Below are 26,400 nucleotides of genomic sequence, written 5' to 3'. Positions count from 1 at the left end.
CGTGGTGGACCCCTCGTTGAACCCCTCATCCGTCGAGGCGGACGCCGTCGTGGCCGACCCGCCACGCCGCGCCCGTCGCCGGCCGGCCCGCGCCGACGTGCTGGCCATCGGAGCCTATGTGCTGCTCGGCGTTCTCGTCTGCCTCAACTACTGGGGCGACGTCGAGAACCGGGTCTCCTCGCACCTGCCCACCGACCACAGCTGGTTCGAGTGGCTGTTCGCGCACGGCGCGTACTCGGTGCAGCACCTGGAGAACCCGCTGTTCACCACCCGGCAGAACGCGCCGGACGGGGTGAACATGATGGCGAACACCTCGCTGCTCGGGGTGACGCTGCCGCTGGCGCCGCTGACGCTGCTGCTCGGCCCGCAGGTGATGTACGCGCTCTACCTGGGCGCCGCGCTGTCCGCGACCGCCGCCACGTCGTACTGGGTGCTGTCCCGGCACCTGGTCCGGTCCCGGGCCGGGGCGTTCGTCGGCGGCGCGTTCCTCGGTTTCGCGCCGGGCATCGTGCACCACGCCAACGGCCAGCCCAACTTCGTGTCGAACTTCCTGCTGCCGCTGATCGTCGCGCGTGTGCTGCGGCTGGGTGAGCCGGGCCGCTGGCGGCGCAACGGGGTGGCGCTCGGGTTGCTGGTCGCGTACCAGATCTTCATCAACGAGGAGATGCTGCTGCTGACCGCGCTGGCCTGCCTGGTCGTCGTGGTGGCGTACGCGGTGCAGCGGCCCCGCGCGGTCCGCGAGCGGGCCGGGTCGTTCGTGGCCGCGCTCGGTCTCGGCGGCGGCCTGGCGCTGCTGCTGACCGCGTACCCGATCTGGTTCCAGTTCAACGGCCCGCAGTCCTACCGCGGGTTGCAGGGCGGTGTCTTCCACAACTGGGGTGAGGACCTGGTCGCCTTCGTCACGTTCGCCAGGGACACGATCGCCGGTGACGAGGCGGTGGAGAAGACCATCGGCCTGACCGAGCAGAACACCTGGTTCGGCTGGCCGCTGGTGCTGGTGGCGCTGGCCGCGCTGGTGCTGCTGGTCCGCCGGTCGGTGCCGGCCCGGATCCTGGCCGCGCTGGTGGTGGTCTTCACGATCGCCTCGATCGGCCCGGTCGTGCGGTTCGACGGCGCGGAGACCGACATCGACGGTCCGTGGGCGTACGTGCCGGACGATCTGCCGCTCGTCGAGATGATGATGCCGACACGGTTGAGCCTGGTGGTGGTGGCCGCAGTGGGCGTGCTGCTCGCGCTGGCGTGGGACGCGCTGGCCGGTGCCGGCCGCCCGCCGGTGCCCGCCCCCCGCTCGGGTGACGACGACAGCACGGACGACGACGGCGACGGGACGGCCGCGCGCGACACGCGCCGCCGGGTGCTGCGGCTGGCCGGGTACGCCGCGATCGTGGCCGCCGTGGTGCCGCTGATCCCGCGTCCGCTGCCGGCCGAGCGGATCGACCCGCCGCCGCACTTCATCACCGCGGGCGGCTGGCGGCCGTACGTGCCGGAGGGCCGCACGCTCGTGCCGGTGCCGATCCCCAGCAACGTGCACGGGCTGCACACGCTGCGCTGGAGCGCGCTGACCGGGCAGGAGTTCCCGATCCCGGGTGGCTACTTCATCGGCCCGAACGAGCGCGGCGAGGGTGTGTTCGGCGCACCGAACCGCCCCACCAGCACGCTCATCTACTCCACCATGGACGCGAACGAGGTGCCGGAGATCACCGAGGAGAATCGCCGCCAGGCCGTGGACGACCTGCGCTTCTGGCGGGCCTCGGTGGTGGTGCTCGGGGCCGGCCCGCGCGAGGCGGTACTGCGCGACCTGATGGCCGAGCTGCTCGGCCCGCCGCAGCGGGTCGACGACGTGTGGATCTGGGACGTCCGCGACCGGGTGTGACACACCCGGCGCCGGTCAGCCGACGAGCGGGCGGACGTCCCACAGGTAGCCGCCGGGCACGTCCCGGCCGGGGCCGACCAGCGCGTCGACTGTGGCGCGTACCGGGTCGCCGGGTGACGAGTCGGCCTGCACCAGTGCCGCCGCCCGCCAGTGCCGCAGGTCGTCGACCGCCTGCCGGCGTTCCGGCTCGCCGACCGGCGGCACCCGGCCGGTCTCGGCGGCCCGGCGCAGCAGCAGCGACGTGGGCCGGTCCGGCGCGCCCCAGCGGGCCGCCGGGTCGCCGGCCGACTGCGGGCCGATGAAGTAGCCGCCGGGCGCGTCGAACGCCAGCCCGGTGCGCGCCGACCAGAACATGGCGGGGCTGACCGCCGCCCCGGTCACCGGCGGCACCGGCACCAGCGTCCGGCCCGCCGGCACGTACTCCCGCCAGCCGCCGCCGGACACCACGGCCGGGACGGGCGCGACCGGCACCGTGCGGATCGGCGTCGGCGCCAGCGGCAGCAGCGCCGCGGCGACTGCGCCGGCCCACGGCGCCCAGGTGCGCGCGGCGCGGTGCCGGACCCGGTCCACTGCGAGCGCCAGCAGCACCCCGAGCACCGGTACGCAGACCAGCGCGAACCGCGCCGGCACCACCAGGTCCAGCAGCGGCACGCCGGCGAGCAGGCGGTACGGGCCGGGCAGCCCGGTGTCGTGCCGGTTCACCACCACCGGGGAACCGAGCGACAGCAGCGCGAACAGCAGGCCGCACGCGGCGAGCGCGCGCACCAGCGGCAGCCGCCACAGCCGCACCACCACGAGGACGGCCAGCAGCGGCAGGAACGGACCGAGGAACGAGTTCTGCTCGGTCGGGTTCGGCGACAGCAGCCCGGCCCGGCGGGCGTCCCCGGCGACGCTCTGCCGGGCGGTGGTGACGAACGAGACCACGTCCAGCCGGTAGCCCTCGGTGTGGAACGGCATCCCCCGGTAGTGGCCCGGCCCGGCGAACTGGAACCACAGCGGGTACGCCAGCAGCACGCCCGCCACCAGCGCGCCGACGCCCAGCCGGCGGGCTATCACGGGCGTAAGCCGGCGCGCGGCGGCCCGGTCGGCGAGCGCGTACGCCCCGGCGAACACCCCGGCGGCCAACGCCAGGAAGACCAGCACCTCCTCGCCGAGGAACACCTGGTACGCGACGGCGAGCCCGAGCAGCACGCCGTCGCGCCGGACCCGGTCGGTGGCCGGGCGGAACACCAGCGCGAGGATCACCGGCACCAGGAACTGCGCGGCCATGTGCAGGTGCGCTCCGGCCTGCGCCACCATGCCCGGGGCGAAGCCGCAGAACAGGCCGCCCACCGCGGCGGCGGCCCGGGAGCGGACCAGCCGGCGGGCGAGCAGCGCGTACCAGGCGGTGGCGGTGCCGGCGAGGCTGAGCGTCACGGCGACGAGGAAGGCCGCCTGGGAGCCGAAGACGACGGTGACCGGGGTGAGCGGCACGCCCAGCCCGAGCACCGACGTGTTCGCCATCAGGTTCACCCCGTCCGGGGCGTTCAGCGCGTCGCTGTACAGCGGGTTCTCGACGCCGGTGACCGCGCGGGCGGCCCGGGCCAGCATCCACTCGAACAGCATCTGGTCGCCGGCCTGGTGGAACAGCCGTTCCGGCCGGCGCCACTGGCCGGTGGTGAGCAGCACGGCCAGACCGAGGTAGCCGGCCACCACCAGCACGTCGGCCGGCCGGGGCCGGCGGCGGGGCGCGGGGGCGGGGACCGCCGGTTCGGTCAGGCGGACCGGCTGGTCAGTTTCCGCACGTCCCACAGCCACACGTCCAGCTCCTGCCGTCCGGGGCCGACCAGCTGCTCCACGGTGCGGCGCAGCGGCTCGGCGTTCTGCTCGTCGCGCGGCAGCACCACCACCGCCGCGTTCCAGTGCCGCAGCTCGTCCAGGTAGCGGCGCCGCTGGCGGTCGTCCAGCTTCGGCGTACGGCCGGTGGACGATACCTCCCGCAGCATCTCGCCGATACCGCTGGGGCGGCCGCCGAAGCGCCCGGGGTCGCCGGTGACGCCGTTGCGCGGCGCGAGGAAGTAGCCGCCGGGGATCTTGAAGTCGAGGTTGGTGCTGGCCGCCCAGCGCATCGGGTCGGTGTTGCCCATCGCGGGCACCGGCACTGAGACGAGCGTCTGATCCGGCCCGACGTACTTGCGCCACCTGTCGGCGGTGATGAACTCCGGCACCGGCTCCCGGGTGGTGACCTGCAACGGCATCGGCGCGATCGGCAGCAGCGCGAGGACCAGGCCCGCGGCGGTGAGCTTGCGGGCGGTCCGCCGGTCCACGCCGCGCAGCGCCCAGGCGCGCCGGACCGCGTACGCGAGCAGGATCGCCACCGTCACGCCGGTGATCAGGCCGAAGCGGGTCGGCACCACGGCGTCGAGCAGCGGCAGCCGTACCAGCAGCTCCCACGGGCCGGTGGCGATCTCCCGGTCCCACCAGGAGATCCGCTCGCCGAGGGAGAGCACGGCGAAGAACAGCCCGGTGGCGGCGAGCGCGCGGACGATCACGTCCCGCCGCAGCCACACCACGATGCCCACGACGAGAAGCGACAGGCTCCAGCCGAAGAACGCGTTCTCCTCCGAGTAGTTCGGCGCGAGGTTGACGTTGGCGCGCTCGTTGCCGCCGAACGTGGGCGAGCCGGGCGCGAAGAACGCGGCGATGTCGTTGCCGTAGTCGCGCACCGCGTCGCTGAGCCCATGGTACGCCATCGGCCCGGCGAACTGCACCCACAGCGGGTACGCCAGCAGCGCCCCGGCCAGCACCGCGCAGACCGCCAGCCCGGCGCCGAGCGGCCGCCACGCCGTGCTCCACCGTTCCCGCTGCTGCACCACCACGGCGATCAGGAACACGCCCAGGGCCAGCGCGGTGAAGAGCAGGATCTCCTCGTTGATGAACGCCTGCGCGGTGACCAGCAGCGCCAGCAGCACGCCGTCGCGGACCGGCCGGGCCGAGCGGGTCAGCACCAGCACCCGCCACACGATGAACGGCAGCAGGAACTGGCTGATGATGTTCGGGTGCCAGTTGGCGTGCGACAGCATGGCCGGTGAGAACCCGCAGAACCAGGCCGCCACCGCGGCGGCCGGGCGGTGCCGGATCAGGTGCCGGGAGAGCACCCGGTACCAGGCGGCGGCGGTGCCGGCGAGGCCGAGCGTGACCAGCGTGACGAAGGAGACCGCCGGTCCGAACAGGAGGGTCACCGGCACCATCGGGATGCCGAGCGCCAGGATGGCGGTGTTCGCCATCAGGTTCACGCCGTCGGGGTAGTTGAACTGCTCGGTGAAGAACGGGAACTCGCCGTGCAGCACCACCCGCACCGAGTGGGCGAGGAAGAACTGCACCTGCGCCGGGTCGCTGCTGTAGAGCGCCGCGACCCGTCCGGCCGGGTCGACCCAGATGCCGCTGGTGACCCAGATCGCGGCGAGCAGGAATCCGCCGTACACGGTGAGGTCGATCCGGCGGCGCGTCCACCGCCACCGGCGCGCGCGCCGCGCGCCCGGCGTGGCCGGCGTGGCCGGCGTGGCCGGCGCCTCGGGTGTGGTCGGCGTGGTCGTGGTCGCCGGCTCCGGCTCGGCGGTGATGGTGACCGATGGCGGGTCCAGGGTGACGGCGCGGTGGCCCGTCGGGGCGGCGGCGTCCGGCGTCGAGGCGCCGCGGGTCTCGGCAGGCGTCACAGTCGGCGGAGTCTACCGGAGCCGGATATTGGTACCCGAATCGCCCGTCACGTTCCGCAGTGGCCGATCGGCCGAAAGGGTGAGCCGGGCGCGGCCGGGTGACCGGTCGTCTCGTACCATGTGGGCTTCCGACCGACGACCGGCGAGGGGATCAGGGTGCTTTCAGCCCGCCGAGGCGCTACGACGGGCATCGCGCTGGCAGCTCTGCTGCTGGTCACGGCCGGTTGCGGACCGGTCGCCGAACGGCGGCCGGCGGACCTGCGGGTCGGCTACGACAGTCTGGACGGCACCCTCGCGGTGTGGCCGCCGCGCGGCAGCCTGTCCCGCGACGCCGCGGCGACCGCCGCGATCACCACAGCGGTACGCGACTGGCGCTCCCCGGTGGACGACCGGGTGCACGTGCCCACGTCCGGCATCCTCTTCTCCGGTCAGGTCGCCGGGTCGGCGCTCGCGCTCGTCGCCGCCGACGTGCCCGGCGAGTCCGCCTCCTGGCTGCTGCAACTCGACCGGGACGGGCAGCGCTGGCGGGTCGTCCACGCCACCGAGTACACCGACCCCGGCTACCTGGTCTACTCCGACGTGCTCCCGGTGCGGGAGCCGTCCGGCCGCCGCTACCTCACCTCGGCCCGTGTGGAACGCCTGACCGGCCCCGACGGCAAGGTGCTCGGCGGCACCGACGGCGTCACCGACCCGGTCGCCGTCCCGGCCTGCCGGGCCGTCGAACTGACCGCGACGCTGCGGGCCACACCGTCGCTGCCGCGCGGCCGGGCCGCAGACCGCGTCCTCGACCTGGGTACGGCCACCGAAGCGCCCCGCTATCCCCTGGTACGCGACGAGACGGGCGCCGGGAAGCGCGCGCTGACCGGCCTGGACACCTGCGTGCTGGGCGGTGAGCGGGGCCCGTTCGGCAGTGTGCCGCGCCGCATCGGCGACCGGGAGGCACCCCGCTCCGCCCCGGAGTCCTGGCCGATGGCGAAGATCGCGACGCGGTCGCTCGGTTCGGTGGCCCTCGGCGAGGGCGAGCCGGGCGAGTTGGAGCAGCTCAGCTGGGAGACGCCGGCCGGGACGATGACAGCGGTGGTCTACCGTCCGGCCGACGGCGGCACTCCGGTGGCCTCCCCCGCCGACCGGTCCACCACGGTTCAGGCGTACCACCTGCCGATGCCGGGCCGGCCGCTGGCGGTGCTGTCCTGGCGTACCCGGGACGCCTCGTTCTCCGCCCCGCCCGGCACGACCCGCCTGGTGGACCGTCCCGGCCTGGTGGTGGTCGAGCACACCGACCAGAGGCAGACGTTCAGCCTGGCCGGCACCGAGAAGACCTGGTACCGCTCCCTCCCCACCCCCTGACCCCCCGCGCCCCGTCGATCATGAAGTTGACGGCGACAAACCGGACACAATCCACGGCCAACCTCATGATCACCCCACCGCCCCGGGTGATCAAGGAGTTTGTGTCACCCAGGCGGCCTCGCGCGCACCCGAACTCCTTGGTCAACAGGGCCATGCTCACCCCAGCTCCGGCGTTTTTGCAGTTGGTGCCCCTTGGAATCAGGGCGAAACGGGCAAGCTGGGGGCCGGAAGTGCAAGATCGGCGGGGCCGGGAGGGCTGGGCCGCGCTAGGGGTGAGGTAGGTGCATGCCTACGTAGGGGGTTTGGGCTGGGCCGGGGCGGGAGGTGCCGTCGGGGCGCCAACCGTGGCGCGTGTAGAACGCGCGGGCCCGGGTGTTGCGCTCCCACACCTCCAGTACGCCCAGCGCCAGCCCCTCGTCCGCCAGGTGACGCACGAACAGAGCGTGCAGCGCACCACCCACGCCCCGGCCCCAGAGCTCCGGATCGACGTGGATCTGGTAGAGCTGCGCGGTGGTCCGCGGATCCAGGTCGGACGAGTGCGGCGGCCCCATGGCGAGCACCCCGGCCAGGGCGCCGTCCACCATGGCGACTCGCACCCGCTTGTGCGCCGAGGCGATCGCCGCTGACCAGCCCTCTCGCTGCTCCCGGGCCAGCTTCGGAGTGAGAATCTCTCCGACCGGCAGCCCACCGGCCCCGTAGTAGGCGACCCGCGCCCGACTGTGCAGCTCGACGATCCCCGAAAGATCCCCGAGCCCCGCCTCCCGCACCTCCACGCGCCCTCCCTCCACGTCAGCCCCAGCGATCTTGCACTTGCGGCCCTCCGTAATCGGGCGAAGCCGACATCAGGAGGGCCGCAAGTGCAAGATCAACGCGGGCGTCACGCGCGAGGTCCGCGCGAGGTCCGCGCGCGTGACGCGCGCGGCCCGCGCGCGGCACGCGCGGGGTGGGTCAGCTCTGGGCTCGGGCTCCGTTCGTGGCCGGGTCCACCGGGGCGGCGTCCAGGCCGGAGATCCAGCCGGTGACGTCGCGCGCCACGTCCTGCGCGGTCAGTCGCAGGTCGGCCAGGATCTGCGCGCGGCTGCCGTGCGGGTGCCAGTCGGCCGGTACGCCCATGTCCTTGACCGGTACGCGGACGTCGGCGTCGCGCATCGCCTGGGCCAGCGCGGAACCGACGCCGCCGATGCGCACGCCGTCCTCCACGGTGACCACGAGCCGGTGCGCGGACGCCAGCTCGACCAGTTCGGCCGGCACCGGGCGCACCCAGCGCGGGTCGACCACAGTCACGCCGTACCCCTGCTCGGCGACCCGGGCGGCGACCTCGACGCCGAGGCCGGCGAACGAGCCGACCGCTACCAGCAGCACGTCGGTACGGGCCGACTCGGCCAGCACGTCGACCGGGCCGACCCGGCGTACGGCCGGCAGGTCGGCGGCGACGGTGCCGGTCGGGAAGCGCAGGATGGTCGGGCCGTCGTCGACGGCGACCGCCTCGCGCAGCTCCTCGCGCAGCGTGGCCGAGTCGCGGGGCGCGGCGATCCGCAGGCCGGGCACCACGCCGAAGACCGACATGTCCCAGATGCCGTAGTGGCTGGGCCCGTCCGGGCCGGTGATGCCGGCCCGGTCCAGCACGAACGTGACGGGCAGCTTGTGCATGGCCACGTCCAGCAGGACCTGGTCGAACGCGCGGTTGAGGAACGTGGCGTAGACCGCCACCACCGGGTGCAGCCCGCCCATCGCCAGACCGGCGGCGGAGGTGGCGGCGTGCTGCTCGGCGATGCCCACGTCGTAGACCCGCTCCGGGTACTTGCGAGCCAGCGTGGCGATGCCGGTGGGCTCGGCCATGGCGGCGGTGATGCCGACCACGTCGGGGCGCTCGTCGGCGATCGCGACCAGCTCGTCGGCGAAGACGTTCGTCCACTTCACCGACGGCACGGCGAGCAGCTTGCCGGTCTCGGCGTCGAACGCGCCGGGGCCGTGCAGGCAGTCCGCTTCGTCGTCCTCGGCGGGACGGTAGCCGTAGCCCTTGCGGGTGACCGCGTGCACGATCACCGGGCCGCCGAAGTTCTTCGCGGCACGCAGCGCCGCCTCGACCGCCGGTACGTCGTGGCCGTCGACCGGGCCGACGTACTTGATGCCGAGGTCCTCGAACATGGCCTGCGGGGCGACCGCGTCCTTGATGCCCTTCTTGACCGCGTGCAGCACCTCGTACATCGGCTTGCCGACGAACGGGGTGTTGCCCAGCGCGTCCTTGACCGTGTCGAGCACCTTCTCGTAGCCGGGGTTGAGCCGCAGCGACGACAGGTGGTCGGCGAGGCCGCCGATGGTCGGCGAGTAGGACCGGCCGTTGTCGTTCACGACGATCACCAGCGGGTTGCCGGCGGTCGCGATGTTGTTCAGCGCCTCCCAGCACATGCCGCCGGTGAGGGCGCCGTCGCCGACCACGGCGACCACGGAGCGCTTCTCGCCGCGCAGCGCGTACGCCTTGGCGAGGCCGTCGGCGTACGACAGGGCGGTCGAGGCGTGCGAGTTCTCGATCAGGTCGTGCTCGCTCTCCGCCTGGCTGGGGTACCCGGAGAGGCCACCACGCTGGCGGAGCTTGTCGAAGCCCTCCTGCCGGCCGGTGAGGATCTTGTGCACGTACGCCTGGTGGCCGGTGTCGAAGAGGAGCCGGTCACGCGGGGAGTCGAAGACCCGGTGCATCGCCAGGGTCAGCTCGACCACACCGAGGTTGGGGCCGACGTGGCCGCCGGTGCGGGAGACCTTGGCGATCAGGAAGTCACGGATCTCGGCGGCGAGGATGTCCAGCTGCTCGGCGGTCATCCGCTTCACGTCCTGCGGGCCGCGGACGGTGCCCAGCAGCCGACCGTGGTTGGCCGTGCCCTCTTCAACACTCATGACCGGAGAGTCTATCGGCCGCGGAACAGTCCGCAGCCCGGCCGTGCATCGACCCAGGTCAGGCGTCGACCACCAGCCGCCGGGGCGCGGGTGGGCGGGGCGCTGTGGCGGACGGGCCCGCAGGGGTCCAGGAGCCGAGTACGGCGGCCCGGGACGCCCCGGTCACCGACGGCACCGCGCCCGGCAGCCCGTGCCAGGACAGCCAGCCCAGCAGCGCGAACGCGTACGCCTCCTTGGCCTGGGCCGGTACGCCCAGCTCGTCGGTGGTGCGCAGCCGCCAGCGTCCCGCACCCAGGGCGGCCAGCCGCGCCCGGAGTGTGGGATTGCGCACTCCCCCGCCGGCGGCCACCACCTCGGCGACCCGGTGCCGGTCGCAGGCGTCGGCCACCGTGCGGGCGGTCAGCTCGGTGAGCGTGGCCAGCACGTCGTCGGCCCCCACCGGCTCGCCCAGCCCGCTCAGCGCGGCGTCCAGGTAGCCGCCGTGGAACAGCTCCTTGCCGGTCGACTTGGGCGGCGGCGCGGCGTAGTACGGCTCGGCGAGCAGCCGGGCCAGCAACGCCTCGTGCACCCGCCCGGCCGCGGCTCGGGCGCCGTCGACGTCGCAGGGCCGGTCCAGGAAGCGCCGGGCGGCGGCGTCCAGCAGCGCGTTGGCCGGGCCCACGTCGTACCCGAGGACGGGCGCCCCGGGCGCGACCACGGTGAGGTTCGCGATCCCCCCGAGGTTCAACGCGGCCCTTGGGCCGGCGGCCGGGTCGAGCAACAGCGCGTCGAACGCCGGGACCAGCGGCGCGCCCTGGCCGCCGGCGGCGACGTCCGCCGAGCGCAGGTCGTGCAGCACCGGTACGCCCACCCGGGCGGCCACCCGGGCCGGCGCGCCGAGCTGGAGGGTGCCGCGCACCCGGCCGTCCTCGACCCAGTGGAAGACCGTCTGCCCGGGCGACACGACCGCGTCGGCGGTGCCTCCGGCCAGATCGACGCCGGCCGCGGCCGCCTCGGCGAACACCTCGCCGAGCCGGTTGTCCAGCCGGCAGACCGCCTCGATCGTGGTGGCCGCCGGCGGCAGCAGCGTGCCGATCTCGGCCCGCAGGTCGTCCGGGTACGCCAGTTCCCGGTGCCCGAGCGGCCGCAGCCGCAGCGTGTCGCCGTCGGCGGTGAACTCGGCGGCCACCACGTCCACGCCGTCGTACGACGTGCCCGACATCAACCCGACGATGCGCAAGGAAGGGCCCCTTCTTAACGGATCCGGTAGTAAAAGGGCCCCTTATTAACGCGATCAACGCGATCAACGCGCGGAGCCACGGACAAGATCAACGCTGCGGGGGCAGGAACAGGCCCACCAGCTCCACATGCTGGGTCATCGGGAACAGGTCGAAGCCGCGCAGCGCGGCCAGCCGCCAGCCCGCCTCGGTGAACGTGCGCACGTCCCGGGCGAAGGCGGCCGGGTCGCAGGCCACGTAGGCGACAGCGCGCGGACCGGCGGCCACCACACCGCGGACCACCGGCGCGCCCGCGCCGGAGCGCGGCGGGTCGAGCACCACAAGGTCGACCGGTCCGGTGATCCGGCGCCGGGACAGCGCCGCCTCCACCCGCGCGGCGACCACCTCGACGGCACGCAGGTCGGCCAGGTTCTGCCGGGCCGCGGCCACCCCGTCCGGCGCCGACTCGACGAGCGTCACCCGGGCCCCGTCGACCCGTTCGGCGAGCGCGGCGGCGAACAGGCCGGCCCCGCCGTACAGGTCCCAGGCCGTCTCACCGGGCCGTGGGTCGAGCAGGTCGAGGACCGCGCCGGTCAGCGCGTCCGCCGCAGCCGGGTGCACCTGCCAGAACCCGGAGGCGGGCAGCGTGAAGGACCGCCCGGCCGCCGTCTCCCGGACCCGCTCCGGCCCGCTCACCGCCGCCGGAACCCCATCGGTGTACGCGACCACGGCGACGTCCCCGCCGGTACTGGCGACCGTCTCCACCGCGTCGGCGTCGGGCCAGCGGGCACCGGTCGGCGGGAGCACCGGCAGGTCCTGGATCGCCGGGTGCGCGATCAGGCACCTGTCGATCGGCACCACCTCGTGCGAGCGGTGCTTGAGCAGTCCGGCCCGGCCGGCCGCGTCGACCGCGTAGCGGACCCGGGAACGCCAGCCCAGCGGCCCGCCGGGCAGCGCCTCGACGCGGACGCCGAGCGCGTCGATCTGCTCCGCGGTGAGGCCGCCCAGCCGGGTGAGCTGTTCGCGTACCACTGCGAGCTTCCAGTCGAGCTGGGCGGGCGGGGCGACGTGCTGGAGGTCGCAGCCGCCGCACCGGCCGGGCCGGGCGTACGGGCACGGCGGGGTGACCCGGTCCGGTGAGGCGTCCAGGATCTCCACCGCGTCGGCGCGGGCGAAGCCCCGGTGCAGCTCGGTCACCTCGGCGATCACCCGCTCGCCGGGCAGCGCGTGCCGGACGAAGACGACCTGACCGCCGACGCGGGCCACGCAGTGCCCGCCCGGTGCGACCGCGTCGACAGTCAGCTCGACCCGCTCGGCCTCCTCCAGCCCGGGCCGCTCCACCGACGCAGGACCGGACCGCTCCACCGACGCAGGACCGGACCGCTCCGCCGGCGCAGACCCAGGGCTCTCGACCGCGCTCACGAGCGCTCCTCCCGCTCGGCGGACGGCGTGGACGCCACCGGCGGCGGCAGCGTGCTCTGCGGCGCCACCCGAGGGCCACGCGCCGGTCCCCGGCTCAGCGTGGCATCCAGCCGGTCCAGGTTCTTGCTGGCGGTGGAGGCCAGTTGCCACGGCACGCTGGTGACCATCACGCCCGGCTCGAACAGCAGCCGCCCCTTGAGGCGCAGCGCGCTCTGGTTGTGCAGCAGGTTCTCCCACCAGCGGCCCACCACGTACTCGGGGATGAAGACGGTGACCACGTCGCGCGGCGACTCCCGGCGCACCGACGCGACGAAGTTGAGGATCGGGCGGGTGATCTCCCGGTACGGGGAGTCGATCACGGTGAGCGGCACCGGCAGCTCGCGGCGCTCCCAGTCGGCCTGGAGATCGCGGGTGTCCTGCTCGTCCACGTTCACGGTGACGGCGGTGAGCGTGTCCGGCCGGGTGGCCCGGGCGTACGCGACGGCCCGCAGCGTCGGCTTGTGCAGCTTGCTGACCAGCACGATGGCGTGGTTGCGGGCGGGCAGCACGCCACGCTGCTCGGTCGGCTCCAGTTCCTCGGCGATCCGGTCGTAGTGCCGGCGGATGCCGAGCATCACCACGTACATCACGGCCATCGCGACGATCGCGATCCACGCCCCGAGCAGGAACTTCGTGGCCAGCACGATGATCAGCACGACGCCGGTCATGACCATGCCGAACGTGTTGATCGCCCGGGAGCGGACCATCCGCCGGCGCGCCTCCGGGTCGCGCTCGCGGCGCAGGTGCCGGTTCCAGTGCCGGATCATGCCGGCCTGGGAGAGCGTGAACGAGACGAACACCCCGACGATGTAGAGCTGGATGAGCTTGGTCACCTCGGCCTGGAAGCCGACGATCAGCACGATCGCGAAGACGGCCAGGAAGAGGATGCCGTTGGAGAAGGCCAGCCGGTCGCCGCGGGTGTGCAGCTGGCGGGGCAGGTAGCGGTCCTGCGCGAGGATCGAGCCGAGCACCGGGAAGCCGTTGAAGGCGGTGTTGGCGGCCAGGAACAGGATCAGCGCGGTCATCCCGGCGACCACGTAGAGCAGCACCGAGCCGCCGCCGAACACGGTCTCGCCGAGCTGGGTGGTGACCGTCTTCTGCACGTACCCGTCCGGGCCGGAGACGATCTGCGTGCTCGGATCCTCGACGAACTGCAGGCCGGTGAGGCGGGCCAGCCAGATGATGCCGACGAGCATGGCCACCGCGATGCCGCCGAGCAGCAGCAGCGTGGTCGCCGCGTTCTTCGACTTCGGGCTCTTGAACGCCGGTACGCCGTTGGAGATCGCCTCCACGCCGGTGAGCGCGGCGCAGCCGGAGGAGAACGTGCGCAGCAGCAGGAACACCAGCGCGAATCCGGTGACGCTGTGCTCGGCCTGGATCTCCAGGCCGGCGCTCGGCGCGCGCAGGTCGTCGCCGAGCACGAAGACGCGGACCAGCCCGGTCAGCAGCATGCCGCCGATGACGATCACGAAGCCGTACGTGGGGATGGCGAAGGCGGTGCCGGACTCGCGCAGGCCGCGCAGGTTGATCGCGGTGAGCAGCACCACCGCGCTGACCGCGATGAGCACCTTGTGGGTCGCCACGAACGGCACCACCGAGCCGAGGTTCGCCACGCCGGAGGAGACCGAGACGGCGACGGTGAGCACGTAGTCGACGAGCAGCGCGCTCGCCACCGCCAGGCCGGCCTTGGGACCGAGATTGACCGTGGCCACCTCGTAGTCGCCGCCGCCGGAGGGGTAGGCGTGCACGTTCTGCCGGTAGCTCGCCACCACGGTCAGCATGACCACGACGACCGCGAGCGCCACCCACGGCGAGAAGAAGAACGCCGAGGCACCGGCGATGGACAGCGTCAGGAGGATCTCGTCCGGGGCGTACGCGACGCTGGAGAGCGCGTCCGAGGCGAAGACCGGCAGCGCGATGCGCTTCGGCAGCAGGGTGTGCTGGAGGCGGTCGGACCGGAACGGTCGACCGAGGAGGAGTCGCTTCAGCAGCGAGGTGGGTCGGGCCACAACCGCCAAGCGTACGACCACCGGGTCCGGGGCGCGGGGGTGGTCGATCTCCTCCGCGTGCGGCCGCGCGGTACGGTTCGGTCCCCCGTCCCGTGGGGGGACGTGGCAGGCTCGCAGGCGACGGGTCGGCGGGCGGCGCCGTGGGAGGAGCGGACACCGTGCATGTGGTGATCATGGGCTGCGGCCGGGTCGGGTCGACCCTGGCCCACAGCCTGGAGTCGCGTGGGCACTCGGTGGCGGTGATCGACCAGGACGCGGACGCGTTCCGCCGTCTCGGGCCGGACTTCGCCGGCATCACCGTCACCGGTGCGGGCTTCGACGGCGAGGTGCTGCGCCAGGCCGGCATCGAGCGGGCCGACGCGTTCGCGGCGGTGTCCAGCGGCGACAACTCCAACATCATCTCGGCCCGGCTGGCGCGGGAGACGTTCGGCGTGTCCCGGGTCGCGGCCCGGATCTACGACCAGCGCCGCGCCCAGGTCTACGAGCGGCTCGGCATCCCCACCGTGGCGACCGTGCGGTGGACCGCCGACCGGATGCTGCGCCACCTGGTCCCCGAGGGCAACGTGGAGATCTTCCGTGACCCGACGAGCACCGTCTCGATCATCGAGGTGCCGCTGCACAAGGACTGGATCGGCCGGCCGCTGCGGCAGCTGGAGCAGGTCGTCGGCGCCCGGGTGGCCTACCTGAACCGGTTCGGCATCGGCACCCTGCCCACCGCCTCCACGATGATCCAGGAGGGCGACCAGGTCTACATGCTGGTGACCGACGACATCAACGGCCCGGTCACGTCGGTGGCGGCGGCGCCGCCGGAAGGGGGGCACTGAGCCATGCGGATCGCCATCGCCGGCGCCGGCAACGTGGGCCGCTCGATCGCCCAGGAGCTGATCGACAACGGCCACCAGGTGATGCTGATCGAGCGGCAGCCGAAGATGCTGCGGCCCGACCGGGTGCCGGCCGCCGACTGGGTCCTCGCCGACGCGTGCGAGCTGGCCAGCCTGGAGGAGGCCGACGTGGCCGGGTGCGACGTGGTCGTGGCCGCCACCGGCGACGACAAGGTCAACCTGGTGGTGTCGCTGCTGGCCAAGACCGAGTTCGCGGTGCCCCGCGTGGTCGCCCGGGTCAACCGGGCGGAGAACGAGTGGCTGTTCACCGAGCAGTGGGGCGTGGACGTCGCGGTGAGCAAGCCGCGGGTGATGGCGGCGCTGGTCGAGGAGGCGGTCACCGTCGGCGACCTGGTCCGGCTGATGACGTTCCGCCAGGGCGAGGCGAACCTGGTCGAGATCACGCTGCCGCCGACAGCGCCCTACGTGGGGCAGCCGATCCACGCGGTGCCGATCCCGCGGGACGCGGCGCTGGTGGCGATCGTGCGCGGCAAGCGGGTGCTGGTGCCCACCCCGGACGACCCCATCGAGGCCGGCGACGAGCTGGTGTTCGTCTGCACCACCGCGGTGGAGGACGACGTGCGGACGGTCATCCTCGGCCCGGCCAGCGCGGACCGGCACCGCGACCGGGCCTGAGACGGCGTCAGGAGCCGGGTAGCGGGGTGGGCGCGGTCTCCCGGGTGACCCGGCGCACCACCCACACCGTGATCAGCAGCAGCAGCGCGTACGGCGGGTAGCCCAGAGCGAGCCGGGCCACGCCGAGCGCGGTGTCCTGGTGGGCCAGGTAGAGCCCGGCCTGTACGCCGACCTTGGCCAGCCACACCACGCCCCACAGCACGGTGAGCTGGGTGAAGGTGCGGACCAGCTTGGGGTCGTCGCGCCACTCGGAGCGGCCCTTGGCGACCAGCACCGACCAGATCCAGCCGACCAGCGGCTGCCGGATCACGGCCGACAGCAGCAGCGCCAGGCCGTACCCGATGCCGTAGAGGATTCCCGGCAGGTAGAAGTCGCGCTCGTCGCCGGTGCGCAGCGCCAGCAGCGCGCCGATGCCGACGCCGAACAGCCCGTTGACGGCGTGCCGCACCGGCTTGCGCTGGGCCAGCCGCAGCCCGGCGATCAGCAGCGCCACCGCCACCGAGGCGTACACGGCGGGGCGCAGCTCGCCGATCACGTTGGCGATCACGAAGACCACCACCGGGATGCTCGACTCGACCAGCCCGCGCCACCCGCCGAGCTGGTCGGCCATCTGCTCGGCGAGGCTGGGCAGCCGCTCCTCGTCCTGCGGGCCGAGGCCCGACGGGGTGTGCTGCTGTCCGGTCGTCACTTCGGCGACTCCAGCTCGTAGTACGGGTTGTAGATCACCTTGCGGTCGTCACGCACCGCCACCCGGCCGCGCGCGGTCAGGTGCCGGCCCGGCTCGATCCCGGCGATGTGCCGGCGGCCCAGCCAGACCAGCGTCACCACGTCGTTGCCGTCGTAGAGGTCGGCCTCCAGCGTGGGCAGGTTCGTGCGGGGCGTGTAGACGACGGTACGCAGCCTTCCGGCCACCGACACCACCTGACCTCTGTTGCACTGGTGGGCGGGCGTGCCGCCGGACTCGGCGCTCTCCCGGCGCAGCTCCTGCGCCTCGATCTCGGCCTCGCTCGCGGTGAGCCGGTGCAGGAGCCGCCGCAGCGACCCCCGGCTCTCGTCGGTCGTCATGACCTCCGCGTCACCCTCTCCACAGCGGGGCCCCGCGGGCGGCGGAACCGTCCCGCCAGCGTACGCCGGTGTGGCCCACCGGCGGGAGCGGCGTGTCGCGCGTACCGCCGCCTGCGAACCGGACACGGGCGCGGGCCCGGCGCCGATCGGCGCCGGGCCCGCGCCCGTGTGGCTCAGACCTCCTGCTGGTCGGCGGCCTGCTGCTCGGCGACCTCGCGGGGCAGCCGCAGCGGCAGCGGCTCGCGCACCGGCTTGGCCTCCTGGCCGCGGTCGACGACCAGGCCGTCCAGGCAGGCCGCGAGCGGGCCGGCGGCGGCCGGGTCGGTGGCGGCCGCGCCCTGGAAGACGCCGCGCACCATCCACCGCGGGCCGTCGATGCCGACGAACCGCAGGTCGGTCGGCCCGTCCGGGGTACCCACGCGGGCGCGCAGCTCGGGCCCGCGCTCGCCCTCGACCTCCTGGGCGGTCGCGCCGTCGTTCACGAGCGACTGGCGGATCTCCTCGCGCACCTCGGCCCAGATGCCCTCGGACCGGGGCGCGGCGAAGACGCCGAGCTGGAGCGCGTTCTGCCCGTGCACGAGCACGACCTGCTGGATCACACCCTGCGGGTCGGCCTGGACCCGCACCTCGACGTCCGGCACCGCCGGGATCTGCAGGCTGCCCAGGTCGAGGCGAGGCGCGTCCGGTGCCTCGCTGACGTCGTACGGGCCGCGGTCCGGCGCCGACGGGGTCTCCTCGGCGTCGAGGATCCCATTGTCACGCGCCTCGTCGGCCCGCTTCCGGGAGAAGATCACTGCGCCCACCCTCCGCTGTTCACACTCACCCTGCCACCTCTTCGCTCTGCCCGCCGGACGGCGCCGGGACCAGCCCGGCGTGCCCGCCGGTGGATCCGTGCCCGCCGGTGCCACGCCGGGATCCGGGCAGCTCGGCCACCAGCCGGAACTCGGCCCGGGCGACCCGCTGGACCACGAGCTGCGCGATGCGGTCACCCCGGCTGATCCTGGCCGGTGTGTCCCGGTCGTGGTTGATCAGGTTGACCAGGATCTCACCCCGGTAGCCGGCGTCGACCGTACCGGGCGCGTTGAGCACCGTCACGCCGAGTCTGGCCGCGAGTCCGGATCGGGGGTGCACCAGCCCGACGTAGCCGTCCGGCAGCGCCACCGCCACGCCCGTGGGGACCAAAGCACGGCCGCCGGGGGGCAGCTCGACGTCCGCGGCGGCCACCAGGTCCGCGCCGGCGTCGCCGGGATGGGCGTACGCCGGCAGTGGCAGCTCCGGGTCGAGCAGCCGCACGGGCACGGGTACGACGTCTGTCACGGTCATCCTCTTCCGTCCGGTCCTGCGGGGTGCCCCTGCCATCCTGCCGGTTGCCGGGCCGCCCGCGCGCCGTACCCTCGTCTGTGTGCGTCAGTCGTCATCTCCGGCCGCCCCGACGGCCACCGCCGCGCCGTACGCGGAGCGCCTCGGGCTGCCCTGGTGGGCCTGGCCGGCCGGGCTGGCCGCGGCCGTCCTGCTCGCGGTCGAGCTGTGGATGGGCGCGACCGGGGTACGCGCCTGGTTGCCGTTCGTCCTGCTGATCCCGGCCGCCGTGGCCGGCCTGTGGTGGCTGGGCCGGATCCGGGTCGAGGTGCGCGACGGCGAGCTGCGGGTGGACGACGCCCACCTGCCGGTGCGGTACGTCGCGGACGTGGTGCCGCTGGACGCGGCCGGCCGGCGCGAGGTGCTCGGCGTCGGCTCCGACCCGCTGGCCTTCGTGGTGCAGCGGCCGTGGATCGGCGGCGCGGTGCAGGTGGTGCTGGACGACCCGGCCGACCCGACCCCGTTCTGGGTGGTCAGCACCCGGCATCCGGTCCAGCTGGCGACCGCCCTGCTGGCCGCCCGCGACGCGGCCTGACGGTCCACCGCGACCCGGCCCGGCTCGGCGCTGCCGCCGCGGCCCGGCGCCGCCGGTCAGGACGGCTTGTCCGGCAGGGCACGCGCGGTACGCCGCAGGTCCTTGCGCAGCTGCTCGCCGAGCGCGCGGGTGGCCCGGCGGTTGAGGTAGCCGGCCACGGCGGCGCCGGTCAGGAACGGCCCGAGCGTGGTGAGGTTGCGCCCGAAGCGGCGCATCAGGCTGTCACGTAGTTCGCGGCGGGCGGCGGTGCCGAGCACGGCGCTCACCCCGACACCCGGCATCATCGGGTTGATCCCCCGCTGGGTGGCCCAGGACTGCACGAGCGCCACGGCACGGCCGGTGCCGCCGGCCGGCAGCGCCACCCGGTGGACCTCGTGCAGCTCGCCGATCAGCTTCAGCTCGATCGCCACCACTGCCACCGTCTCGGCGGCCAGCAGCACGGGCGCGGAGAGCAGGGTGGGCGTGACCGCCCACTCGACGGCGGCGACCCCGCCGCCCGCGGCGCCGACTCCGGCGGTGGCGCGGGACGCGTTGCGGACCAGCCGGTCGGCGAGCGCCTCGTCGTCCAGGCCGGGGAAGTGCCGCCGCAGCGTGGCGAGGTCACGGATCGGCACGTGCGGGGCTACCTCGGCGACCGTGTCGGTCATCCAGCGCACTGCGGCACGGGGCTTGAACAGGTCGCTGATCCCGCGGGCGCGGGCCTGCCCGACCAGCCGGGTGAGCAGTTGCCGCCGGCGGGCGGGCGCGATGTCGTCGGCGGTCAGGGCGGCGACGGTGGCGCCCAGTTCCTCGGTGTCCGGGCTGTCCGGGCCGGGTGCCTCCGGGCCGGGCGTGCCCGGGCCGGCTTGTTCGCTGCGCTCGCTCACCCGTCCGCCCTCCTGCTCCGCGCGGCGTGGCAGCCGCCCGTACGAGTCAAGCAGCTCCCGGCCACGCGCGCACGGCGGCGGCTCGAACAGCGGCGGCCCCGTCGAGGAGGCCGCCGCTGGTGTCCCCGGTCGGGATCAGACGCACTCGCGGCAGATCAGGTCGCCGTTGCGCTCGACCGCCAGCTGGCTGCGGTGGTGGACCAGGAAGCAGCGGGCGCACCGGAACTCGTCCTGCTGCATCGGGAGGACCTTGACCGTGAGCTCCTCGTCGGCCAGATCGGCGCCGGGCAGCTCGAAGCTCTCGGCCACCTCGGCCTCGTCGACGTCCACGGCGCCCGACTGTGAGTCGACCCGCCGGGCCTTGAGCTCTTCCAGGCTGTCCTCGCCGAGGTCGACCTCGTCGCGACGCGGGGCGTCGTAGTCGGTGGCCATCGGTTTCACTCTCCAATATCGATATTGTCGCTGCCGGTTGTAACGCCGGACGACGCCGTTTCGGTTCCCCTGACCGGCCACCATCTCTGTCGGGCACCCGACCCTACGAGCGGTGGGCCGGGCCCGCCGGTGCGAAATGCCCCCGGTGAGCGCGGAACCTTACCCCCCCTGTGGGCGAGGCATGTATACCGCCCTCGCGGGAGAGATGTACGCCTCTGCGCCCGAAGTTGTTCCCAATGTGACTCAGGCGACACGAAGATAGGGGTAGTCCTACCGGTTCAACGCGTGGCGCGCCGGTATGTCGGACTGTTTCCACGCCTGAGCCGGACAAGCGTTAACCTCAGCGGCGTACTGGACGGCCGACCGGTCGAGGCCCGACCGCGTCGCCCGCCACCACCCAATCACTGTCCGGGGAGCGCCCAGGATGAGTTTTGCGCGAGTGCGAGCACTCGTTGTCGTCGGACTGCTGGCGGCTGTCGCCCTGGTCGTCGTGGTCGTCGCCGTGCTGAAGGACAGTCAGGGCACCGCCGGTACGGCGGCCGCCTGCCCGGACGGCTGGCCGCTGGTCGACCTGCGGCTACGGGAGCAGAAGGACGTCAAGATCAACGTCTACAACGCCACCGACGAGGCCGGCCGGGCCGGCAGCGTCGCGGACGACTTCCGCAACCGCAAGTTCCAGGTCAAGAAGGTCGGCAACGAGAAGAAGGCATTCGACGGCGTGGCCCAGTTGCGGTTCGGGCCCAAGGCCGTCGGCTCGGCGCACCTGCTGCGCGCGTACTTCCTGAACGAGGCCAACCAGGACTTCGACGCGAACCGCAAGGACGACGTGGTCGACGTGGTCCTGGGCAACCAGTTCCAGCAGCTCGCCACCACCACCGAGGTCAACCAGTCGCTCGGCGACCTGGGCGCGCCGCAGGCGCCGCCCGAGACCTGCCCGATGCCGATCGACAAGTAGCCGACGGCGGCCCGGCGACGCGGGGCGGTCTCCCTCCGGGGAGGCCGCCCCGCCGCGTGTCCGGCGGTCACGGCCCGCCGGAGGCGTCCAGGTCGGCCAGCCGGTCGTGCAGCGGCCCGTGCAGCGCCGGCGGCGCCGCGAGCACCATGTCCGGTCCGGCCGGGCGGCCGGACAGGCCGGTCACCAGCAGCCCGGCCTCCCGGGCGACAAGCCCGCCGGCGGCCAGGTCCCAGTCGGCCAGCCCCTTCTCGAAGTACGCGTCCACCCGCCCCTCGGCGGCCAGGCAGAGATCGAGCGCGGCGGCTCCCATCCGGCGGATGTCCCGGATGTGCGGGATCAACTCGGTCACCACCCGCGCCTGGTGCGCCCGGCGGCCGGCGTCGTAGCCGAACCCGGTGGCGACGAGCGCCTGCCCGAGATCGGTCGCGGTGGAACCCCGCAGCCGCTGCCCGTCGCGCCACGCGCCGCCGCCGAGCGTCGCGGTCCACTCCTCGCCGGTGACGACGTTGCGGACCACCCCGGCGACCACCTCACCGGCCACCTCGGCGGCCAGCGAGACGGCGCAGTAGGGCAGCCCGTACAGGTAGTTCACGGTCCCGTCGATCGGGTCGAGGATCCAGCGCACGCCGTCGTCGCCGGCCGGGCCGGTCTCCCCCGCGCCGTACTCCTCGCCCAGCACCGCGTCGCCGGGCCGCCGCTGCCGCAGCGCGGCGACCACCTGCCGCTCCACCGCCCGGTCGGCGGCGGTGACCACGTCGGTCACCGTGCTCTTGGTCGCGGCCACCGAGACACCCTCGACCCGCATCCGGTACGCGGTGGCGGCTGCCTCCCGGGCCACGTCGACAGCGATCGTGAGCAACTCCCGCGCCGTGGGCGTCGAGGTGATCATGTTTCTCCCCTTCCCGCACGATCGGGACCGGCCGTCTCGCGCGCGGGTATCATCCTTACAAAGTCCACATCTGCGCCGAATCTGCGGTCCCGGACCGCAGGTCCGCCGTGCGGCGCGGGATGATCGCGGCAGACGGCGTTACAATTCACCCTGCCCACGCGCCACGGACCGCCAGCGACCGGACGGCCCGGGACACGGGGGTCCTCAACGACTCGCCCGGCGCGGCCGTCCCATGCTGCGCCGGACGACCCGGCCGTGCTCGCTCTTTCGCCTCCGGAAGGTCTTCGTGACAGATCCCCGCCAGACCGGCGCCGACGTTCGCTCGCTCACCGACACCCTGATCGCCCACGCGCAGAGCGCCGGCGGCCAGCTCACGTCGGCCCAGCTCGCGCGCACCGTCGAGTCCGCTGAGGTGACCCCGGCCCAGGCCAAGAAGATCCTCCGCGCGCTCTCCGAGGCGGGTGTGACGGTGGTGGTGGACGGCTCGGCGAGCACCCGCCGCCGCGTCGCCGCCGCCCGGTCCGCCACCCCGGCCTCCCGCGCGACCACCGCCAAGACCACCAAGAAGGCCGCCGCGCCCGCCCCGAAGCAGGCTCCGGCCGCCGAGGAGTCGCCCGCCCCGGCCCCCCGGAAGGCGACCGCGCGCAAGGCCACCACCGCCGACGTGGCGAAGGCCGCGGCCCCGGCGAAGGCCACCAAGGCGACCCGCGCCACCAAGGCCACGGTGGCGGCGAAGACCGCCGCGGCCAAGCCGGCCAAGGCCGGTGGCAAGGCCGAGGGCCCCGACGGTGAGATCGACCCGGAGGAACTGGCCGCCGAGATCGAGGACGTGGTGGTCGAGGAGCCGGCCGAGCTGACCCAGGCCGCCGAGGCCGACGCGGCCAGCTCCGCCACCGACAACGACTTCGAGTGGGACGACGAGGAGTCCGAGGCGCTCAAGCAGGCGCGCCGGGACGCCGAGCTGACCGCCTCCGCCGACTCCGTGCGGGCGTACCTGAAGCAGATCGGCAAGGTGCCGCTGCTCAACGCCGAGCAGGAGGTCGAGCTGGCCAAGCGGATCGAGGCCGGCCTCTACGCCGCCGAGCGGCTGCGCGCCGCCGACGAGGGCGAGGAGAAGCTGGTCCGCGACCTCCAGCGCGACCTGATGTGGATCTCCCGCGACGGCGAGCGCGCCAAGAACCACCTGCTGGAGGCCAACCTCCGCCTGGTGGTCTCGCTGGCCAAGCGCTACACCGGTCGCGGCATGGCCTTCCTCGACCTCATCCAGGAAGGCAACCTCGGCCTCATCCGCGCCGTCGAGAAGTTCGACTACACCAAGGGCTACAAGTTCTCCACCTACGCCACCTGGTGGATCCGCCAGGCCATCACCCGCGCCATGGCCGACCAGGCCCGCACCATCCGCATCCCCGTGCACATGGTCGAGGTGATCAACAAGCTCGGCCGCATCCAGCGCGAGCTGCTCCAGGACCTGGGCCGCGAGCCCACCCCGGAGGAGCTGGCCAAGGAGATGGACATCACACCGGAGAAGGTGCTGGAGATCCAGCAGTACGCCCGGGAGCCCATCTCGCTCGACCAGACCATCGGCGACGAGGGTGACAGCCAGCTCGGCGACTTCATCGAGGACTCCGAGGCGGTCGTCGCCGTCGACGCGGTGTCGTTCTCGCTGCTGCAGGACCAGCTCCAGCAGGTCCTCCAGACGCTGTCCGAGCGTGAGGCGGGCGTGGTGCGCCTGCGTTTCGGCCTCACCGACGGCCAGCCGCGCACTCTGGACGAGATCGGCCAGGTGTACGGCGTGACCCGGGAACGCATCCGGCAGATCGAATCCAAGACCATGTCCAAGTTGCGGCACCCCTCGCGTTCCCAGGTGCTCCGCGACTACCTGGACTGACCGCGCACGTCAACAAATCGTGCCGGTTTGATCACTAGCCGTAGAACACTCTTTGGTGATCGTTCGGTTGCCTGTTTGTGATCGTTGACGTGGCACCCTTGGTGCACGGCACACTGTCCTCCACGCCAGGTGTGACCTCGGTCCCCCGCGGGCACACAGGGAAGGCAGGGCCCGAGATGGGTGTTGCACGATAGGTGAGCAACCGAAGAGAGTGTTCATCGGTGACGACCAGAGGAGGAAGGCGATGACCCCGACCCTCACGCCGCCGCCCGAGACGGTGAGCCCCCCGGCCGCCGATGAACGGTGCGACCGCTGCAATGCTGCCGGCAAGCTCCGCATCACTCTGGCGGGTGGGAGCGAGCTGGTGTTCTGTGGGCACCACGCGAACAAGTACGCGGAGGATCTCGTCAAGATCACCGTGCGCTACGCGTCGGACCCGGAGTTCAGCTGGCGAGGCGCCGATCTGATGGCGAACTGAGGTCCGACAAGAAGTCCACAACCCGACATGACCGGCCGGAGGCACCCGCAAGGGGAGCCTCCGGCCGGTTTTTCGTGCCGGTGCCGCCTGGCGCCGCCCGGTGTTAAGAAGGGGCCCCTGCTCTACCGGAGGCGTTAATAAGGGGCCCTTCCTTACAGGGTCTGCACGGTGGCGATGCGCTCCTCGAGCTGCTCGATCGTCGCCTGCGCGCTGGGCGGGCCGCCGCAGATCCGGCGCAGCTCGGCGTGGATCTTCCCGTGCGGCTGGCCGGTGTGGTGGTGCCGGGCGGCCACCAGAGCGTTCAGTTGCCGCCGTAGCGCCACCCGGCGCTGGGCGGCACTCATCGGTGGGGGCGCCACCGCCGGGGCCGTAGCGGCCGGCTCAGCGGTCCGCTGGGCGGCCCGGCGCTTCTGCGCGGCGAGCTGCTCGGCCTGCCGCTTGGTCAGCAGCAGCGAGACCTGGTCGGCGGTAAGCAGACCGGGCAGACCGAGGTATTCCTCCTCCTCGGGCGTGCCGGCCTGGGCGGCGGTGCCGAAAGAGGCGCCGTCGAAGATCACCTGGTCCAGCTCGGCGGTCGCGGAGAGCGCGGCGAAGCGCTTCTCCAGCTCCCCGCTGGCGCCGTCGTCGCGCTGGGCGCGCTCCAGCAGGTCGTCGTCGAAGCCCTCGCGGTCCTTCGGCTTGCCGAGCACGTGGTCCCGCTCGGCCTCCATCTCGCTGGCGAGCCCGAGCAGGTGCGGCACGCTGGGCAGGAACACCGACGCGGTCTCGCCGGACCGGCGGGCCCGGACGAACCGGCCGATCGCCTGCGCGAAGTACAGCGGGGTGCTGGCGCTCGTCGCGTACACGCCGACCGCCAGGCGGGGGATGTCGACGCCCTCGGACACCATCCGCACCGCGACCAGCCACCGTTGCTGGGACGCGGCGAACGTCGCGATCCGCGCGGACGCGCCCTGGTCGTCGGAGAGCACCACGGCGGCCTTCTCACCGGTCACCTGCTCCAGCAGCTTCGCGTACGAGCGGGCCACCTGCTGGTCGCTGGCGATGACCAGGCCGCCCGCGTCGGGCATGCCGTTGGCACGCAGCACGCTCAGCCGGGCGTCGGCGGCGCGCAGCACCTGCGGCATCCAGTCGCCGGCCGGGTCCAGCGCGGTCCGCCACGCCTGGGCGATCAGATCCTGCGTCATCGGCTCGCCGAGGCGGGCGGCCAGCTCCTCACCGGCGTTGGTGCGCCAGCGGGTCTCCCCCGAGTACGCCAGGAACAGCACCGGCCGGACCACGCCCTCGCGCAGCGCGTCGGAGTAGCCGTAGACCGAGTCGGCGCGGGAGCGCAGCAGCCCGTCGCCGCCGCGCTCGTAGCTGACGAACGGGATCGGGTTGTCGTCGGAGCGGAACGGCGTACCGGTGAGCATCAGCCGGCGTACCGCGGGCTCGAAGGCCGCCTTCACGCCGTCGCCCCAGGTACGCGAGTCGCCGGCGTGGTGGATCTCGTCGAGGATGACGAGCGTGCGCCGGGTCATGGTGCGCCGCCGGTGCACCTGCGGCGCCATCCCCACCTGGGCGTAGGTGACCACCGCGCCGTGGAAGTCGGCGGCGGAGTGCAGGTCGGCGTTACGGAACGCGGCGTCGAGCTGGATGCCGACCCGGGCCGCGGCCTGCGCCCACTGGGTCTTCAGGTGTTCGGTCGGCGCGACCACGGTGACCGCCTCGACGGTGCCGTCGGCGAGCAGCTCGGCGGCGATGCGCAGCGCGAACGTGGTCTTACCGGCGCCGGGCGTGGCGACCGCGGTGAAGTCCTCGGTCCGGCGGCGCAGGTATTCCACGAGCGCCTTGCGTTGCCAGGCGCGCAGGGGCGGGAACGTGTCGAGCGCCGGCATCCGCGGTGGCACGCGTAGCTCCTCTCCGCCGCGGACGGCGGCGGGCCCGACCGGGGCCACGGGAGCCGC

At 73.5% G+C, this 26,400-nt stretch carries 23 protein-coding genes; 8 read left to right on the top strand and 15 right to left on the bottom strand.

What is annotated here, in order from left to right; translation table 11 throughout:
* Positions 1–4 precede the first annotated feature (4 nt).
* Positions 5–1,873: a hypothetical protein gene (locus tag NMK34_RS09480; RefSeq protein WP_412098945.1), complete on the top strand. Its 1,869-nt coding sequence runs from the start codon at positions 5–7 to the stop codon at positions 1,871–1,873.
* A 15-nt stretch (positions 1,874–1,888) separates the two neighbouring features.
* Here NMK34_RS09480 and NMK34_RS09475 read toward each other — a convergent pair whose 3' ends face one another.
* Together NMK34_RS09475 and NMK34_RS09470 are read right to left on the bottom strand one after the other, a co-directional pair.
* Positions 1,889–3,670 (bottom strand): hypothetical protein, encoded by a 1,782-nt coding sequence (locus NMK34_RS09475; RefSeq protein WP_318333058.1) that lies wholly within the window; start codon positions 3,668–3,670, stop codon positions 1,889–1,891.
* A complete protein-coding gene (locus tag NMK34_RS09470) occupies positions 3,628–5,568 on the bottom strand; it encodes a hypothetical protein (RefSeq protein ID WP_318333057.1) in 1,941 nt (646 codons plus the stop codon). Before NMK34_RS09470 ends, NMK34_RS09475 begins: the two co-directional genes overlap by 43 nt.
* Before the next feature lie 156 nt (positions 5,569–5,724).
* Here NMK34_RS09470 and NMK34_RS09465 point away from each other — a divergent pair, with 156 nt between their 5' ends.
* Complete coding sequence (locus NMK34_RS09465; RefSeq protein WP_318333056.1) at positions 5,725–6,915, top strand: hypothetical protein; 1,191 nt, start codon at positions 5,725–5,727, stop codon at positions 6,913–6,915.
* 266 nt (positions 6,916–7,181) lie between these two features.
* On the opposite strand, the gene NMK34_RS09460 is transcribed toward NMK34_RS09465, so the two are convergent.
* From NMK34_RS09460 to NMK34_RS09440, 5 genes are all read right to left on the bottom strand, one after another.
* Complete coding sequence (locus tag NMK34_RS09460; protein WP_318333055.1) at positions 7,182–7,688, bottom strand: GNAT family N-acetyltransferase; 507 nt, start codon at positions 7,686–7,688, stop codon at positions 7,182–7,184.
* Between the two features lie 175 nt (positions 7,689–7,863).
* A complete protein-coding gene (gene dxs / locus NMK34_RS09455; protein ID WP_318333054.1) occupies positions 7,864–9,807 on the bottom strand; it encodes a 1-deoxy-D-xylulose-5-phosphate synthase in 1,944 nt (647 codons plus the stop codon).
* A gap of 58 nt (positions 9,808–9,865) precedes the next feature.
* Positions 9,866–11,026, bottom strand: coding sequence for an anhydro-N-acetylmuramic acid kinase (locus NMK34_RS09450; protein WP_318333053.1), 1,161 nt, complete (start codon positions 11,024–11,026; stop codon positions 9,866–9,868).
* 88 nt (positions 11,027–11,114) lie between these two features.
* Positions 11,115–12,344: a class I SAM-dependent RNA methyltransferase gene (locus tag NMK34_RS09445; RefSeq protein WP_318336307.1), complete on the bottom strand. Its 1,230-nt coding sequence runs from the start codon at positions 12,342–12,344 to the stop codon at positions 11,115–11,117.
* 77 nt (positions 12,345–12,421) lie between these two features.
* Positions 12,422–14,473, bottom strand: a complete 2,052-nt coding sequence (locus NMK34_RS09440) for an APC family permease (RefSeq protein WP_318333052.1) — start codon at positions 14,471–14,473, stop codon at positions 12,422–12,424.
* A gap of 158 nt (positions 14,474–14,631) precedes the next feature.
* Between NMK34_RS09440 and NMK34_RS09435 the strand changes: the two genes are divergently transcribed.
* Together NMK34_RS09435 and NMK34_RS09430 are read left to right on the top strand one after the other, a co-directional pair.
* Entirely contained in the window at positions 14,632–15,297 is a 666-nt protein-coding gene (locus NMK34_RS09435; RefSeq protein WP_318333051.1) for a TrkA family potassium uptake protein, read from the top strand.
* A gap of 3 nt (positions 15,298–15,300) precedes the next feature.
* A complete protein-coding gene (locus NMK34_RS09430; RefSeq protein ID WP_194803003.1) occupies positions 15,301–15,990 on the top strand; it encodes a potassium channel family protein in 690 nt (229 codons plus the stop codon).
* A 7-nt stretch (positions 15,991–15,997) separates the two neighbouring features.
* Here the strand turns inward: NMK34_RS09430 and NMK34_RS09425 are convergent, their stop codons facing one another.
* From NMK34_RS09425 to dut, 4 genes are all read right to left on the bottom strand, one after another.
* Positions 15,998–16,678, bottom strand: coding sequence for a DUF3159 domain-containing protein (locus NMK34_RS09425; protein ID WP_318333050.1), 681 nt, complete (start codon positions 16,676–16,678; stop codon positions 15,998–16,000).
* Positions 16,675–17,055, bottom strand: a complete 381-nt coding sequence (locus tag NMK34_RS09420; protein WP_013284795.1) for an OB-fold nucleic acid binding domain-containing protein — start codon at positions 17,053–17,055, stop codon at positions 16,675–16,677. Before NMK34_RS09420 ends, NMK34_RS09425 begins: the two co-directional genes overlap by 4 nt.
* A gap of 173 nt (positions 17,056–17,228) precedes the next feature.
* A complete protein-coding gene (locus NMK34_RS09415; protein ID WP_412098868.1) occupies positions 17,229–17,849 on the bottom strand; it encodes a DUF3710 domain-containing protein in 621 nt (206 codons plus the stop codon).
* A 25-nt stretch (positions 17,850–17,874) separates the two neighbouring features.
* On the bottom strand, positions 17,875–18,372 hold the full coding sequence (dut, locus tag NMK34_RS09410) for a dUTP diphosphatase (RefSeq protein ID WP_318333049.1): 498 nt from the start codon (positions 18,370–18,372) through the stop codon (positions 17,875–17,877).
* Positions 18,373–18,457: 85 nt separating this feature from the next.
* Between dut and NMK34_RS09405 the strand changes: the two genes are divergently transcribed.
* Entirely contained in the window at positions 18,458–18,949 is a 492-nt protein-coding gene (locus NMK34_RS09405) for a DUF3093 domain-containing protein (RefSeq protein WP_194803000.1), read from the top strand.
* Between the two features lie 56 nt (positions 18,950–19,005).
* Here NMK34_RS09405 and NMK34_RS09400 read toward each other — a convergent pair whose 3' ends face one another.
* Both NMK34_RS09400 and NMK34_RS09395 read right to left on the bottom strand, forming a co-directional pair.
* A complete protein-coding gene (locus NMK34_RS09400) occupies positions 19,006–19,734 on the bottom strand; it encodes a hypothetical protein (RefSeq protein ID WP_194803039.1) in 729 nt (242 codons plus the stop codon).
* Between the two features lie 216 nt (positions 19,735–19,950).
* Entirely contained in the window at positions 19,951–20,247 is a 297-nt protein-coding gene (locus NMK34_RS09395) for a DUF4193 domain-containing protein (RefSeq protein ID WP_013284790.1), read from the bottom strand.
* A 439-nt stretch (positions 20,248–20,686) separates the two neighbouring features.
* On the opposite strand from NMK34_RS09395, the gene NMK34_RS09390 reads away from it, so the two are divergent.
* On the top strand, positions 20,687–21,202 hold the full coding sequence (locus NMK34_RS09390; protein ID WP_318336305.1) for a LytR C-terminal domain-containing protein: 516 nt from the start codon (positions 20,687–20,689) through the stop codon (positions 21,200–21,202).
* Between the two features lie 67 nt (positions 21,203–21,269).
* Here the strand turns inward: NMK34_RS09390 and NMK34_RS09385 are convergent, their stop codons facing one another.
* On the bottom strand, positions 21,270–22,091 hold the full coding sequence (locus NMK34_RS09385) for an inositol monophosphatase family protein (RefSeq protein WP_318333048.1): 822 nt from the start codon (positions 22,089–22,091) through the stop codon (positions 21,270–21,272).
* Positions 22,092–22,377: 286 nt separating this feature from the next.
* On the opposite strand from NMK34_RS09385, the gene NMK34_RS09380 reads away from it, so the two are divergent.
* Both NMK34_RS09380 and NMK34_RS09375 read left to right on the top strand, forming a co-directional pair.
* A complete protein-coding gene (locus tag NMK34_RS09380) occupies positions 22,378–23,979 on the top strand; it encodes an RNA polymerase sigma factor (protein ID WP_216932660.1) in 1,602 nt (533 codons plus the stop codon).
* A gap of 244 nt (positions 23,980–24,223) precedes the next feature.
* A complete protein-coding gene (locus NMK34_RS09375; RefSeq protein WP_013284786.1) occupies positions 24,224–24,457 on the top strand; it encodes a hypothetical protein in 234 nt (77 codons plus the stop codon).
* A 152-nt stretch (positions 24,458–24,609) separates the two neighbouring features.
* Here NMK34_RS09375 and NMK34_RS09370 read toward each other — a convergent pair whose 3' ends face one another.
* The gene (locus tag NMK34_RS09370) at positions 24,610–26,331 is read right to left on the bottom strand and encodes a DEAD/DEAH box helicase (protein WP_318336304.1); all 1,722 of its coding nucleotides are present in this window, start codon (positions 26,329–26,331) and stop codon (positions 24,610–24,612) included.
* Positions 26,332–26,400 lie beyond the last annotated feature (69 nt).

This window comes from Micromonospora sp. BRA006-A, from assembly GCF_033433935.1.
GTDB lineage: Bacteria > Actinomycetota > Actinomycetes > Mycobacteriales > Micromonosporaceae > Micromonospora > Micromonospora aurantiaca.
This window is presented reverse-complemented; position numbering and strand designations above follow the sequence as displayed.